Consider the following 14,121-nt stretch of genomic DNA (forward strand, 5'->3'; position numbering starts at 1 on the left):
AATAAATTAGTTTTTACGGTAATAAAACTTACAATTTGTATACCAAAGGGGGCTTGAAGCCTATTAAAAATTGTTAAATCTTTTTGATGTGAGATAAAATAAGATGTATGGTTTCTTCTTTGGTTAATTCAGAATTATCAATCACGATAGCATCGTCAGCCTGCTTTAATGGGGCTATTTCACGCTCACTGTCGATCTTGTCACGTTCTATAAGGTTTTGCTTCACCTGTTCTTTATCTGCTTCTATTCCCAGTCCTTTCAGTTCCAGAAATCTTCTGTTGGTTCTTTCATCAATACTGGCAGTAAGGAAGAATTTATAGTCTGCATTTGGCAGAACTACTGTCCCAATGTCACGTCCGTCCATAATTACACCTCCTTTTTCTGCCAAAGTGCGCTGTGACTGTAGCAAGAAATCTCTTACTTCTTTCTGTTTGGCCACAAGGCTTACATTGTCAGATACAATATTAGTACGGATTTCTTTAGAGATATCAGTGTCATTCAGGAAGAGAATAAGGGTTCCTTCATTGTTTTTGAACTCGAGATTGATCTTGTCAAAAGAATTGAATAATGTATTCAGATCAATCTCACCATTTGTGTTAAGGCAGTGCTGCAACGCATACCAGGTAACTCCTCTGTAAAGAGCCCCTGTGTCCATATGAATAAGTCCCAATTGATCAGCAATGATTTTAGAGATAGAACTTTTTCCGGTAGACGAGTACCCATCAATAGCAATTACAGGTTTTTTCATACTGCAAATTTCAAGATTTTTTCTTAAAAATCAAGAGGAAGTATAAAATTTTCGGAATAATTAAGAAAAATTCAGCTGAAAAGATTACTCTCCTCTGTGGCTGGAAAGATCCATAGAAATTCCTATCTGATTGACATTCGAAGAGTTGTGGTATCTTACATGGGCGTAATCAATACGGAATCTGGATACTTTAACTCCAAATCCTGCAGAAAGTCCTGAGAAGTTTCTCTGATCTGCAACAGCCAATTCATTTCCTCTTTTTACATTATAACCCAGTCTGATATTGAAATTCTTTTCCGGAAACAGTTCTGCCCCCAATGAAAAGTGATCGGCAATTTTTCTGCCGGTTTTCACCTCCTGTCCATCCAGATTGTATTCTGAAGAAATATCAAACTTCTGAAGGTCGTGCGCCGTAATGGTGATCGCAAGAGGGAAGTTTTTGATTATTTTGGTATATCCCAGATCTATTCTGAAAGGAAGATTCTCCCTTGTTCCGTTAAATGATTTCAGCTGGAAACCAAAATTCCTCATTACAAGAGAAAGTACTTCTTTGTTCTTTTTATTATGATAGGTAACCCCTGCTGTTCCTGAGATTGCAGAGGACGTATAGTTGTCAATTTTTGAGGTAACAAAATTAAGTCCTCCACCAATTGTCCAGTCTTCTTCAAACTGGTAGGCATAGCCTGCTCCAATGGCTACATCCGAAGCTTTGAATTCTCCGTTTTCAAAACCGCTTTCATCCGTTCTCGGAATACTACCATAGCTCATATACCTTGCATTGATGGTAGCCATATGGCCATTTTCAAAGTCTTTGGCATAAGCAATAGTACCGTATTTCGAGTCGGCAAGATAAGCCGTTGCGTTTACGGAAAGCTGTTTGTCTGAATCTTTATTTAAAAGGGCAGGGTTTGCAATAGCAAAGGAAACATCATAATCTCTTACCGAAATTGCATCTCCACCCAAAGCAGCCTGTCTTGCAGATACAGGTACATTTAAGAACGGATAAACATTTGTTCCTGTTTGCGCATAAGAAACAATTCCTGATAGAAATAATGAAAAAATGATAATTTTCTTCAACTCAATTTATAATTAATGCAAAAATAATCCTTTTTCGTACTTTTCAAAATATTTCTTACATTATTTCTATTTAAATATTTTTCTTTTATCAATATCATTAATGATTATATTTGCAAAATCAAATTCTGGGGAAACCCTTACTAATAAAAAGTTACTAAAAATAAAAGATGAAATATAAAAGAATCCTTCTGAAACTAAGCGGTGAGGCCTTAATGGGAAACAGACAATACGGTATTGATACTGAAAGACTGCAGGAATATGCATCTGAGATCAAAAAAGTAGTTGAAAAAGGCTGTGAAGTAGCGATCGTGATTGGAGGAGGAAATATCTTCCGTGGTGTAGCAGGAGCTGCAAAAGGTATGGACAGGGTACAGGGTGATTATATGGGGATGCTTGCCACTGTCATCAATGGTATGGCGCTACAGGGAGCATTGGAAGATGCAGGAATCAAAACAAGACTTCAGTCTGCTATCGAAATGGATAAAGTGGCTGAACCTTTCATCAAAAGAAGAGCGGTAAGACACCTTGAAAAAGGGAGAGTCGTAATCTTCGGAGCTGGTACAGGAAACCCTTATTTTACTACAGATACAGCAGCTACATTAAGAGCAATCGAAATTGGAGCTGATGTGATCCTAAAAGGAACAAGAGTAGACGGAATCTACGACAGTGACCCTGAGAAAAATGCTGATGCTGTAAAATACAATTCATTATCTTTCGATGAAGTATTCGAGAAAAACCTTAAAGTAATGGATATGACAGCATTTACTTTAAGCCACGAAAACAAATTGCCAATCATTGTATTTGATATGAATAAAGATGGGAATTTGGAAAAAATTGTAGACGGAGAAAATGTAGGTACTTTGGTTAATTTATAATCAACTTCAGTAAACAATATAAAAAACACCTGTCACGATTATCGTGGCAGGTGTTTTTGCTTTTATAATTATTAAAAATTATTTATCTGCCACAATATTTTGCGAGACACTTTCTTTTTCAACTAAAGTGTAATGGGAGAAAATCCAGTCAAGGATCTGACTTATTATTTTGATAATCATCTCAGATTCGGTGACAGGAGTTACGCCCGGCACTAAATTTATAACATCTGGTTTGGGCAATGGCTGTGGTAAAATGAGGCCATTTACCTGGGGATTGGATCCTGCTGCTGGAATACCATTATACATGGCCACATGTTGTACGGCAAGCTGAAGCATATAGTCCTGTAAACTTTCAGGAGGTGTTTTGATGGTAGCTGATGAGCCACTTGAATGTTGAAGCTGGCCTGGAAGCGATTGGTTTTGTATTCTTGTATAGCTGGCTCCTGATTTTGAAGAATCATCAACAGCTACCTTTTGTAAAGTTTGTAATATATAAGGCGTCATATTCGTAGTAGCCTGCCCATATATAGTTGCTATCTTTTCCAGTTCTGATACTGGCCATGCATGAGGCACTACGTCCAGATCATTCCAATGCATCGTATTCCAGCTTTGGTAAGTACCAGTTTGTGGCTGCCATCCCGGAGGCAGCGGTGGAAATTTACTGTTGAAAAGATTGGCGAATGCCGCTTCACCCGGAGTTGGTCCGGCTGTAGGATATACAAGAGTTACCCCGAAAGCATTTAGATATTTATTTTCTTTCAGATAGAGCGCAAGAGTAGGCGATAGTGCTCCGGCAAGACTGTGCCCGCAAAATATAATAGCTGTTCCAGGCTCTGGATTCAAACCTGCAAGAAACTGCTGCAGGGTAGTATTGGGTGAAGCTGCAGAATTAGGGCTTTCGAGTCCGAGAAGAATACTTATACCGGTGGCAGTCCCTTTTGAAATGTAAGGATCTGTACCATTATAAGCTGAAGGAGCGAAGTCGGAAGGATTATAAGTTGTCCAGTTTACCACCTCAGAAACGGAGAAATCTTCTGTTTCCCAATCATAAAGTGACGAAGGGTTAGTGGCTGCAATAGCCACAACATAAGTAGGTAATGTAGGACCTCCCGGAAATGCGACAGCATTAGACTTAACGACATATAATGCATTATCTGCGACACCGGTAAAAACTCCCTTTTCATTTTTCTCTTCGATCAGGGCAGGCCCCCAGACAAGATCCCAGCTTCCTAATTCCGATAGAACCGCTGGATCGGCTGTTGATGGTGTTTTCTGATGCATTATTTTAACCGGAGGAACATTGTTAAAATAATAAGATAAATCATACTGAAGCTGTTGTTGTAGCTGGATACCAAAACCGTTGTAGCCTCCCGCACGGTTTGCAAGACCTGCCATACCAAATACTTGTTGATAGGCATCTAAAGATGGATTTGTCATAATGTGATGGGTTTAAATTAGTTTATAAAATGATTGAGTAAAATAAGCCATAAAAAATGGCTTGCGAGTAAGTAGAAATGACCAAAATATCTGGTAAGTATTTATACATATATTATTTCTCTATATGATGAATTTTTATATTAAAAACAGTATTCTTTTATCAAAGAAAAGGTAACTGCACAAAATCCATCTATGGAAATAGCTATTATTCGAAAACAATCATTATTTTTGCACCACTGAATAGTAAAAAATAATTTAAAACGGTAAAGAAACACTGATGTTTACAGAGTTTTTTGGATTTAATTAATTGATATTCAGTGTAATTAATAGATGTGTAATTTATCAAACTTTAATATAATAATGGAAGAATTAGATCTTATATTAGAATCTGTAAAACAAGACATGGATGCAGCTGTAAAGCACCTGGATCACGCATTTCAAAGAATTAGAGCAGGACGTGCTTCTACATCAATGGTTCAGGATGTAATGGTAGAATATTACGGAGCAATGACTCCTATCAACCAGGTTGCGAATGTTTCTGTTCCGGATGCAATGACAATCTCTATTCAACCTTGGGACAGAACTGCAATCAATGCAATTGAAAAAGCAATTATCAACTCAAACTTAGGTTTTGCACCTTCTAATAACGGGGAAAATATCATTCTGAATGTTCCGCCTTTGACAGAAGAAAGAAGAAAAGAGCTTGCAAAACAGGCTAAAGTAGAAGCTGAGAACACTAAAGTAACTGTAAGAAACGCTAGACAGGATGGTTTGAAAGAACTTAAAAAGCTGGAAGGAGTTTCTGAAGATGTTGTAAAAGGAGTGGAAGAAGAAATCCAGACTTATACAGATAAATATGTGAAGCTTTGTGATGAGCATCTTAAGACAAAAGAGGCTGAAATTATGAAAGTATAATTTTCAGTTTTTGAAAATAGAAAAGAGGTTTCCGTTGGGAAGCCTCTTTTTTTTTGTGATAAAAATTGATTAATACATGGTTTGGCTTCATTTAATGATGTACAGAATCCATCAAAGTGAATGGTTGTTTTTATGTATGTTTTTTAAGCAGCATCTTTTTTGATTTTTTATTGAAAATTAAAGTTGTTGAATCCTAGAATGTTGTGTTTTTATCATTGATTATCTTTATTCTTTGCATAAAAAGAAATGCGTATTATTAGCTTTTAATCGTTATATTTACAGAATTATTCCGATTTATTATATAATGATCTGGAAATCAAAATGCTAAAGCGATGACTAAAATTATTGGTGTAGGTAACTACATCCCGTCGGAAACAATAACCAATCTATTTTTTGATAAACATATTTTTCTTAATGAACAAGGTGTATTATTGAAGGACGATAATGCTTCCATTACAGATAAGTTAAAAAAAATTACAGGGATTGAAGAGAGGAGGTATGCTCACAGTACAGAGGTTACTTCAGATCTTGGGCTTATTGCAGCCCGTTCAGCCATTGAGGATGCCGGTATAGATCCGGAAACATTAGACTATATTATATTTGCCCATAATTTCGGGGATGTCCGGTTTGGGACAGTTCAGTCTGATGCGGTACCCAGCCTTGCTGCCAGAGTAAAACATTTATTAGGAATCAAAAATAATTTCTGTGTTGCCTATGATGTTCTTTTCGGATGTCCCGGATGGATTGAAGGAGTGATACAGGCTAATGCGTTTATTAAATCGGGGATTGCAAAAAGATGTTTGGTGATTGGAGGAGAAACTCTTTCCCGTGTGGTGGATATTCATGACAGGGATAGTATGATCTATGCTGATGGTGCTGGAGCGGCTGTATTGGAGGTGAATAATGATGATGATTCCGGAATTAAGTCTCATTTATCAGCTTCTTATACATTTGAGGAAAAAGATTACCTGTATTTCGGAAAGTCCTATAATAATGAAGGATGCCAGGATACAAGATACATCAAAATGGATGGCAGAAAGATCTATGAGTTTGCCTTGGTAAACGTTCCTGATGCCATGAAAAGATGTCTGGATAGCAGCGGATACTCCATCAGTCAGTTGAATAAAATTATCATTCATCAGGCTAATGAAAAAATGGATGAAGCTATTGTTAACAGGTTTTATCAGCTGTATGATATGCCAACTCCGGAAAATATAATGCCTATGGTTATTCATAAACTAGGAAACAGCAGTGTAGCAACCATTCCAACTTTGTTGACAATGATTTTAAAGGATGAACTGGAGCATCATAAGATTGAAAAAAATGATGTGGTTTTATTTGCTTCTGTAGGGGCAGGAATGAATATCAATGCCTTTATCTATAAGTTTTAAAGTTGTAAATAAGAAATTAAAAATAAAAAAGAGGTTTCCAACTGGGAACCTCTTTTTGTGTATTTTATTTACAGTTTTCATTATAATCGTAGATCACTTCATTAATTATGGAAAGTTTATCTACGGTTGCATTGCTGATTTCATCTCTGATAAATTTTCCAAAACCAGACCTTTTCTTTTCTTCATTTTTAAGAGAGCCATATTCTCCTTTTGCAATTTTTGCTTTTACATAAGGACAGTCTGCAAGGATAATTTTTGCTTTTGCCGGAGTCAATTCTTCTACTTTTCCTCCTTTTTTAGAGAAAATATAATTCGGGTTTTCTCTTAATCTGTCGGTTTCCGCCTGGGAAATAGCCTGTGTACTATTAGCTGAAAGAGCAGTAGGATAGCCGTAAAGTTTATAAACCGTTACTTTTCCTTCTACCACTACTTCTGCAAACTGTTCCGTTCTTGAAAGGTTGTTGATTGCCTTAAAACCTGCTGCCAATCCTGTAGAACTTTCAGAGCTGTTTAAAGCTTCTCTCATATTCGAATATTTTACAGACTTAAAAATCCTTGGAGTATCACCCTGATACAGCATATATTCTTTGATATCGTCCGCATCGTAGGTTTTGAATTTAATCTTATTCTTTACTTTATCAATATCTGCAATGGCTGCAAATTTTACTTTTAACTGATTTTGCCATGGGCTGGAATACCCTCCGTGCAATTGTACAACACCTTCAATTTTCTTTCCGGATTTGTCAATAATATAACCGTATTTTTCGCCATTGTAAGTTCCGTTGTCATCCTGATCCTGAGCGTAGGTATTCAGAGAAAGAAGACCAAACAGGCCAATAAGTAGTAGTTTTTTCATGGTTTTGTTTTAAATTTCAGCAAATATAATTTTTTAAATCCAAAATAGTATAAAACAAAATATTTTACTTTAATTCACAAAAAAGCTCCGAATTTTTCCGGAGCTTTTTTGTTTTTATTTTAAAATCAGCATTATTGATACCTCTGATGTTCTTTACTTTTTGAAAACCTTTTGGTAATCGGTTTGAATAATGCTTTGTATTTTTCAGCATCAAATAATTGAGAGTCTGTAAGCGCTTTATACGTCATCCATACTCCAAATGGAAGAAGGATCAGGTTAGGAAGCCAGGCTGCAAGATATGGGTTCATTTTTCCACTCCATGAAAGGTTTTCTACCCCTACATTCATGACATAAAAGACAATGAAGATAACAATGGCAATGATTACTGGAAGTCCCATTCCTCCTTTTCTGATGATAGAACCTAAGCTGGCTCCAATCAGGAAGAAGATAATACAGGTCACTGAATAGGCTACAATTCTCTGCTGGTAAATAACCACCTTGCTGAAGTATTTTACATTGGAGCTGTATTCATTCTTTTTAGACTCTAAAGTAGATTTAAGATTATCTAGTCTGTTGTAAGAGTTGTAAATGATTTCCAGTTTTTTGTCACCTTTTACCGTATCCAGTTTTATCTGGGTTTTTGGGGTTACTTTATGTTTGTTACCTTTATCCATATAACCAACAACGGAATTGGTCTGATTAAGAACCTCAGATCCGATATTATCAAAAAACTGTTTGTTGTCTTTTTTACTTTTGCTGACCGTTTCATTAAGCTGGTTATACGTCTGGAAACGGTAGTCATCCGTGATCTGTTCTTTTTCGATGGCTTTGTTAATGATTTCACTGATATCGAAATGGGAAACAAGTGTATCAAACTTAATAGCCTGATCAGGCTGTTTTTGTCTTACATTGTCACCTTTTCCTGCGAAAGCATCTTCAAATACATATCCATTATATAGTACAAGTTTCAGGAAATTCTTATTCACAGCAGGAACAAATTTCCCTTTTTCTGCTACAACAGATTGTTGGTTTTCATAAGCATTGGCTTTTTTATGTACGAAAACGCCTTCAATATTTTCTCCGTTTTCACCATATATCTTATCAAACTTTACCATATAACCCGGGATCTGGTCGATAAACTGACCTGGGGTAAAGTTAATAGCCGGTTTTGTCTGGGCAATATTGAAAAGCATGTTTTTGGCTTTCTTCTGAAAATCCGGGATAATATTATTGGAAAAGAAAAACAACATGATAGCAAGTGCGGTTGAAATTCCCAACAGAGGAGTCATGACTCTGGTCAAAGGAATCCCCGCTGCTTTCATTGCCGCAAGCTCGTAACGTTCTCCAAATTCCCCGAATGACATGATGCTCGCAAGGAGAATCGTAAGCGGAAGAACCATACTGATAACATTTACCCCAAGGTAAAAAAGAAGTTTGAGGATCTGCCAGTAGCTTAATCCTTTTCCCATAAACTGTCCTAACTGAACCCAGATAATGTTTACAATAAAAATGAAAAACAATACGCTGAATATAAAGAAAAACGGTCCAAAGAAGGTTTTTATGATATATCGGTCTAGTATTTTTAACATGCGCCAAAATTAATCAAAAAGCCACAAAGTTTACTTGTGGCTTTTTATATTTTGTTATTTTTTTAACTTAAAAAGCAAATTTGCTGAGTTGCGAATTCACTTTCAGCTTTTTAAAGTTCTGTAATTACGTAGTTTTTAAACTTATTCTTGTCAAAAACAAACATATTTGGATCCAGTTCCTGATTTTCTTTGTATTCTTTAATGGCAATTACTGCTACGTCTTTGTTGTTTCCGTGCTGTTCCAGTTTTACCATCTGCTTTTTTGCAGAATCTACAAAAAGATACACGAACTGTATTCCGTTTGCCTTTACAGGAGTAAGCTTAATAAAATCAGCATTCACGCCGTTGACCATTTTCTTACCGTTATACGTTACGTTGTAATTGTTTCTATAAGTCGTAAGATAGTTGATAGGGGAGAACATGGTGCTGCTTCCGTTAGGTTTAGCAATCGTTACTTCCATATCATCAGCGTTGATATTGTAAATTTTGCTTCCGTCAAAGATCTGTTCTGTATCCATGATCTTAAGTTTGTATTTTTCTCCGGCAGCATAATAAATACCTGGTTCAGTTTTCGTCACCTGTCCGTTCAGTCCTCTTCCAAAAGAAAATTTGAAGTAAGAATTCTTTTTAGAATTGTAGTTGGCTGTAATATCATCCAATATCTTTTTAGCTTTAGCATCAATCTTCTGAGCATTTGCCATACCTACTGCACTTACAACAAAACTTCCTAATATAACTTTTGAAATAATATTTTTCATTTTTTTATTTAATAATCTTTAGACATTTTCAATTTTGAAAGGTTCAATCATTCGAATTTCCCTTTAACTACGCAGATCTTCCAAAAACTGTTCCAAAGAATGAAGGTCACTGATGATGACTTCTCTTGCTTTAGCTCCGTTGAAACCTCCTACAATACCGCTAGCTTCAAGCTGATCCATAATTCTTCCGGCTCTGTTATATCCCAGCTTCAATTGTCTCTGAAGCATAGAGGTAGAACCCTGCTGAGTAGAAACGATAATTCTTGCTGCTTCTTCAAATAAAGCATCCTTTTCGTTCGGATCAAAAGCACCTACTGTACTTGTAGAGTCTTCGGAAACATATTCAGGAAGTAAGAATGCTGATGCATATCCTTTCTGTTCTCCGATGAACTCTGCCAATCTTTCCACTTCCGGAGTATCTACGAAAGCACACTGAAGTCTTAAGATCTCATTTCCGTTGAAATAAAGCATATCTCCTTTACCAATCAGCTGATCTGCTCCTGGAGAGTCAAGGATAGTTCTGGAGTCTACACTGGATATTACTCTGAAAGCTGCTCTTGCAGGGAAGTTAGCTTTAATCATCCCTGTAATTACGTTTACAGATGGTCTTTGTGTTGCTACAATTAAGTGGATTCCTACGGCTCTTGCAAGCTGTGCAAGTCTGGCGATTGGTAATTCAACCTCTTTTCCTGCGGTCATGATCAAATCTGCAAACTCATCTACTACCAATACGATATAAGGTAAGTAACGGTGTCCGTTTTCAGGATTTAATTTTCTTTCAGCAAATTTCTTATTGTATTCCTTTAAGTTTTTACAGAAAGCATTTTTAAGAAGATCATATCGGGTATCCATTTCAACACAAAGAGAGTTCAGTGTGTTGATTACTTTATTGGTATCTGTAATGATCGCTTCTTCTGCATCCGGCAGTTTTGCTAAATAATGTCTTTCGATTTTTGAATATAATGAAAGCTCCACTTTTTTAGGATCCACCATGACGAACTTCAGTTCGCTTGGATGCTTCTTGTAGAGTAGGGAAGTAAGGATAGCATTAATCCCTACAGATTTACCCTGACCCGTTGCTCCCGCCATCAGCAAGTGTGGCATTTTTGAAAGGTCAGCCATGAAGACTTCATTAGAAATGGTCTTTCCGAAAACTACCGGAAGATCCATATCTGTATTCTGGAATTTCTGAGAAGCAATCACAGAACGCATAGAAACCATAGTAGGATTTTTTCTTGGTACCTCAATACCAATTGTCCCTTTCCCCGGCATTGGAGCAATAATTCTGATTCCTAATGCAGAAAGGTTTAGTGCAATGTCATCCTGCAGTTTCTTAATCGCTGCTACTCTGATTCCTGCTTCCGGAACAATCTCGTATAGTGTCACTGTAGGACCGATTGTTGCTTTGATCTCTGCGATTCCTACGTTGAAATTTTTCAGAAGTCCAACAATCTTGTTTTTATTTTCTTCTAATTCTTCTTTGTTGATGGAAATTTCTTCGCTACCATAGTCTTTCAGTAATTCTACAGGCGGCATTTGAAATTTAGCCAGATCAAGTTTGTGGTCATACAAGCCATGCTTCTCTACCAATTCCTGTGATTGTTTCTCAGAATCATCCAAAACATCAATTACCGGAGCCACCTCTACATTGAATTTAATGTTCTCTTGTGCAGGTGCAGCGGTTACAGCCGGAGACGGTGTAGAAGGTCTGATATCAAAAGCTTCTTCAGGACTGGAAACCGGAACAATTGGTTTTGAAGAAATATTTAAACTTACTGGTTGAGAAACCTCTCGTGGCTCTGCTTCAAAGGAAGTGTGGTTGGGAGTGGTAATCGTTTCTATATCGGCAGAAACCGGAACTTCAGGGAATCCTTTCGGCACATTTACCGGTTCTGGTTCTCTTACTGTATTGATTGGAGTATTTGGAGAATGATTGCTAACATCACTTACCGTAACTCTGGATGCAGTATCTTCTTCTGCTTCCTCTGCTTCTTCCTTCAATTCTTCATCTGCCTCGAAATCATCATTAGAATCAGGCATCATAGATTTTACTTTTCCAATCGTATTTTCATTGATCTTGTCCAGTTTTGATTTGATAGAACTTGGACGAAGATTAAATTCAAGAATAAAATATAAAAGAATACTCGCTGCTAAAACAGTCCATAAACCTACTGCTCCAATAATAGAATTAAGGTAATCCATAATCTGATATCCATAAACTCCACCTAAAACACCCTGTCCTTTAGTAAGTGCTCCCATAAAAATAGGAAGCCAACAAATGAAAAATAAAGAGTGTCCAATGGTTTTCCAAGGTTTGAATATTTTCTTCTTAAGAATCAGTGTACCCACTACCAGAAATAAAAAGGCGATAATAAATGAAGCAATACCAATACTTTCGAAAATAAAAATATTGCCCAACCAATCACCTATCTTACCAAAGATATTTGAAGATTTTATAGTCTTGTCCAGCATAGTTCCTGCCTGGCTTTGATCTGCTTTCCAGTTCATTAAATAGGAAATGAATGAAAGTGCCATGACAGCTGAGAAAAGGATAAGAGTAAGCCCGAAAAAAATACGTGGCTTAGATAAAATTCTGCCTTTTTCAGGCATTTCAGTCGGTTTTTTTTGTGTCTTTTTGTCCATAATATCAATGTCACAAATTTAATGTTTTTTCAACACTAAAAGAATCTTTTTTCTCCAAAAAATATTTTGGAAATCCCGCTTTTTACAACGATTATTTAAAATTTAATTAAAAAATATTTTCAGCAATTATGAAATAAAATTATGCGTTCATTTTGTTTATCCAAATCTGATACCGTTAAATTATATTCTCCGATTACATCTTCATATTTCTTAAAAAAGATAATAAAATTTCTTATTTAAATCTATATAAATGAAAAAAAATAATAATATTTAAAAATTGGTTGATATTATGATGTGTCAATAACATTTTTTGAACTAGTTCAAAGGTCAGGAATTGAAGCCTCTGTAATTTTGTCCTGTAAAACTTCACATATGAAAAATACTTTTAAAACAGTTCTGACCCTTGGTCTGGTATTTATTTCACTGATTAGAATGAACGCACAACAAAAACAAAAAATGGAAAACACCGCATTATTAATTATCGACGTACAAAATGATTATTTTCCAGGAGGAAAAATGACTCTGGAAAATGCTGAGCAAGCTGGAGAAAATGCAAAAAAAGTTTTGGAATATTTCAGAAAAAATAACCTTCCAGTTATTCATATCCAGCATATTTCTACCAATGAAGAGGCTACTTTTTTCCTTCCAAATACGGAGGGTGCTAAAATACACTCTCTTGTTTTGCCTAAGGAGAATGAAAAAGTAATGGTTAAGCACTTTCCCAATAGTTTTAGAGAGACTGATCTTTTGAACTATCTGCAGTCAAACAAAATTAAAAATCTTGTGATTACTGGAATGATGACCGATGTTTGTGTGGAAGCTACTACCAGAGCCGCTTTCGATTTTGGATTTCAGAATACAATCATTGGAGATGCTACTGCAACAAGAAACCGAGAACTGAACGGGGAAGTGGTAAAAGCCGCAGAAGTGCAAAGATCTATTTTAGCAGGGATTTCTGCTCTTGGAAATCTCTACGCTAATGTAATGAGTACTGATGATTTTTTTAATCGAAAATAACTTAACATAACATAGTAGATAAAGGTGTCAATAATTTTGATACCTTTATTTTGCTTAAATAAACCCATGTCCGATTTACTTTTAAAAAATATCAGTCAATACATCAATCTTTCAGAAGAGGATTTTCAACAGTTTGTAAAGCCATTTGAATATAGAAAGGTTAAAAAGAAAGAGGTTATTCTCAAAGAAGGAGATCACTGTCTATTTGAAGGGTTTGTTCTGAGTGGCTGTTTCAAAATTTATTATCTGAATGAAAATGGATTTGAACAGACGTTATATTTCGCAGTAGAAGGGTGGTGGATTACAGATATAGACAGTCTTATCAATAATGTTTCAAGCATTCTGAATATTGAAGCCCTTGAAGACAGTGAAGTATTGATGATCTCCAAAAAAGATAAGGAGCATCTGTATGAATTAATGCCTCAGATAGAAAAGCTTTTCAGGATAATGAATCAGAAATCTTCGGTAGCACTGCAAAGAAGAATTCTTTCCTTAACGGGTAAAACGGCTGATAAACGTTATCTCGAATTTCTTGAAAAGTATCCGGGACTGGAACAGAGAATTACCCAACAGCAAGTAGCTTCTTATTTAGGAATTACTCATGAATTTTTAAGTAAAATCAGAAAGAAACTGGTGATAAGATAAATGGATTGATTTTTATGTTTCTGTTTTAATTATAAATCGGTGTTTTATAGAATTTTATTCGGTTTATGGATAGAAGGGTTCAATCGCGGAAATAGTTTTTATAAATCCAATTTTTTTCGGAATTAGGAATTGAATTTTCCCTAATGTTTTCAGGCTTATTAAGAACGTTT

General features: G+C 35.9%; 12 protein-coding genes. 5 read left to right on the top strand and 7 right to left on the bottom strand.

Annotated features, from left to right (window positions below; translation table 11 throughout):
- Window positions 1-73: 73 nt before the first annotated feature.
- Window positions 74-748: a (d)CMP kinase gene (cmk, locus tag ACM6F9_RS07930; RefSeq protein ID WP_414845208.1), complete on the bottom strand. Its 675-nt coding sequence runs from the start codon at window positions 746-748 to the stop codon at window positions 74-76.
- 84 nt (window positions 749-832) lie between these two features.
- On the bottom strand, window positions 833-1,825 hold the full coding sequence (porQ, locus tag ACM6F9_RS07935; RefSeq protein ID WP_414845209.1) for a type IX secretion system protein PorQ: 993 nt from the start codon (window positions 1,823-1,825) through the stop codon (window positions 833-835).
- A 167-nt stretch (window positions 1,826-1,992) separates the two neighbouring features.
- On the opposite strand from porQ, the gene pyrH reads away from it, so the two are divergent.
- Window positions 1,993-2,700: a UMP kinase gene (gene pyrH / locus ACM6F9_RS07940; protein ID WP_114822145.1), complete on the top strand. Its 708-nt coding sequence runs from the start codon at window positions 1,993-1,995 to the stop codon at window positions 2,698-2,700.
- 78 nt (window positions 2,701-2,778) lie between these two features.
- Here pyrH and ACM6F9_RS07945 read toward each other — a convergent pair whose 3' ends face one another.
- Window positions 2,779-4,137, bottom strand: a complete 1,359-nt coding sequence (locus ACM6F9_RS07945; protein WP_414845210.1) for a lipase family protein — start codon at window positions 4,135-4,137, stop codon at window positions 2,779-2,781.
- Between the two features lie 360 nt (window positions 4,138-4,497).
- Between ACM6F9_RS07945 and frr the strand changes: the two genes are divergently transcribed.
- Window positions 4,498-5,052, top strand: coding sequence for a ribosome recycling factor (frr, locus tag ACM6F9_RS07950; RefSeq protein ID WP_414845211.1), 555 nt, complete (start codon window positions 4,498-4,500; stop codon window positions 5,050-5,052).
- 332 nt (window positions 5,053-5,384) lie between these two features.
- On the top strand, window positions 5,385-6,443 hold the full coding sequence (locus ACM6F9_RS07955; protein WP_414845212.1) for a 3-oxoacyl-ACP synthase III family protein: 1,059 nt from the start codon (window positions 5,385-5,387) through the stop codon (window positions 6,441-6,443).
- A 64-nt stretch (window positions 6,444-6,507) separates the two neighbouring features.
- On the opposite strand, the gene ACM6F9_RS07960 is transcribed toward ACM6F9_RS07955, so the two are convergent.
- From ACM6F9_RS07960 to ACM6F9_RS07975, 4 genes are all read right to left on the bottom strand, one after another.
- A complete protein-coding gene (locus ACM6F9_RS07960) occupies window positions 6,508-7,299 on the bottom strand; it encodes a hypothetical protein (protein ID WP_414845213.1) in 792 nt (263 codons plus the stop codon).
- Between the two features lie 131 nt (window positions 7,300-7,430).
- Window positions 7,431-8,888: an LptF/LptG family permease gene (locus ACM6F9_RS07965; protein ID WP_414845214.1), complete on the bottom strand. Its 1,458-nt coding sequence runs from the start codon at window positions 8,886-8,888 to the stop codon at window positions 7,431-7,433.
- A gap of 110 nt (window positions 8,889-8,998) precedes the next feature.
- Window positions 8,999-9,646, bottom strand: a complete 648-nt coding sequence (locus ACM6F9_RS07970; protein ID WP_414845215.1) for a LolA family protein — start codon at window positions 9,644-9,646, stop codon at window positions 8,999-9,001.
- Window positions 9,647-9,709: 63 nt separating this feature from the next.
- A complete protein-coding gene (locus ACM6F9_RS07975; RefSeq protein ID WP_414845216.1) occupies window positions 9,710-12,289 on the bottom strand; it encodes a DNA translocase FtsK 4TM domain-containing protein in 2,580 nt (859 codons plus the stop codon).
- Window positions 12,290-12,661: 372 nt separating this feature from the next.
- Between ACM6F9_RS07975 and ACM6F9_RS07980 the strand changes: the two genes are divergently transcribed.
- Both ACM6F9_RS07980 and ACM6F9_RS07985 read left to right on the top strand, forming a co-directional pair.
- Window positions 12,662-13,306, top strand: coding sequence for a cysteine hydrolase family protein (locus ACM6F9_RS07980; RefSeq protein WP_414845217.1), 645 nt, complete (start codon window positions 12,662-12,664; stop codon window positions 13,304-13,306).
- Window positions 13,307-13,372: 66 nt separating this feature from the next.
- Window positions 13,373-13,951: a Crp/Fnr family transcriptional regulator gene (locus tag ACM6F9_RS07985; protein ID WP_414845218.1), complete on the top strand. Its 579-nt coding sequence runs from the start codon at window positions 13,373-13,375 to the stop codon at window positions 13,949-13,951.
- Window positions 13,952-14,121: the final 170 nt, after the last annotated feature.

It is taken from the genome of Chryseobacterium sp. IT-36CA2, assembly GCF_949767875.1.
GTDB lineage: Bacteria > Bacteroidota > Bacteroidia > Flavobacteriales > Weeksellaceae > Chryseobacterium.

Bases quoted from the DNA above. Each gene is read 5' to 3' on its own strand.
- ACM6F9_RS07960 (WP_414845213.1), bottom strand. From the start codon at position 7,299: ATGAAAAAACTACTACTTATTGGCCTGTTTGGTCTTCTTTCTCTGAAT.
- ACM6F9_RS07965 (WP_414845214.1), bottom strand. From the start codon at position 8,888: ATGTTAAAAATACTAGACCGATATATCATAAAAACCTTCTTTGGACCG.
- ACM6F9_RS07975 (WP_414845216.1), bottom strand. From the start codon at position 12,289: ATGGACAAAAAGACACAAAAAAAACCGACTGAAATGCCTGAAAAAGGC.
- ACM6F9_RS07970 (WP_414845215.1), bottom strand. From the start codon at position 9,646: ATGAAAAATATTATTTCAAAAGTTATATTAGGAAGTTTTGTTGTAAGT.
- frr (WP_414845211.1), top strand. From the start codon at position 4,498: ATGGAAGAATTAGATCTTATATTAGAATCTGTAAAACAAGACATGGAT.
- cmk (WP_414845208.1), bottom strand. From the start codon at position 748: ATGAAAAAACCTGTAATTGCTATTGATGGGTACTCGTCTACCGGAAAA.
- ACM6F9_RS07955 (WP_414845212.1), top strand. From the start codon at position 5,385: ATGACTAAAATTATTGGTGTAGGTAACTACATCCCGTCGGAAACAATA.
- ACM6F9_RS07985 (WP_414845218.1), top strand. From the start codon at position 13,373: ATGTCCGATTTACTTTTAAAAAATATCAGTCAATACATCAATCTTTCA.
- ACM6F9_RS07945 (WP_414845210.1), bottom strand. From the start codon at position 4,137: ATGACAAATCCATCTTTAGATGCCTATCAACAAGTATTTGGTATGGCA.
- pyrH (WP_114822145.1), top strand. From the start codon at position 1,993: ATGAAATATAAAAGAATCCTTCTGAAACTAAGCGGTGAGGCCTTAATG.
- ACM6F9_RS07980 (WP_414845217.1), top strand. From the start codon at position 12,662: ATGAAAAATACTTTTAAAACAGTTCTGACCCTTGGTCTGGTATTTATT.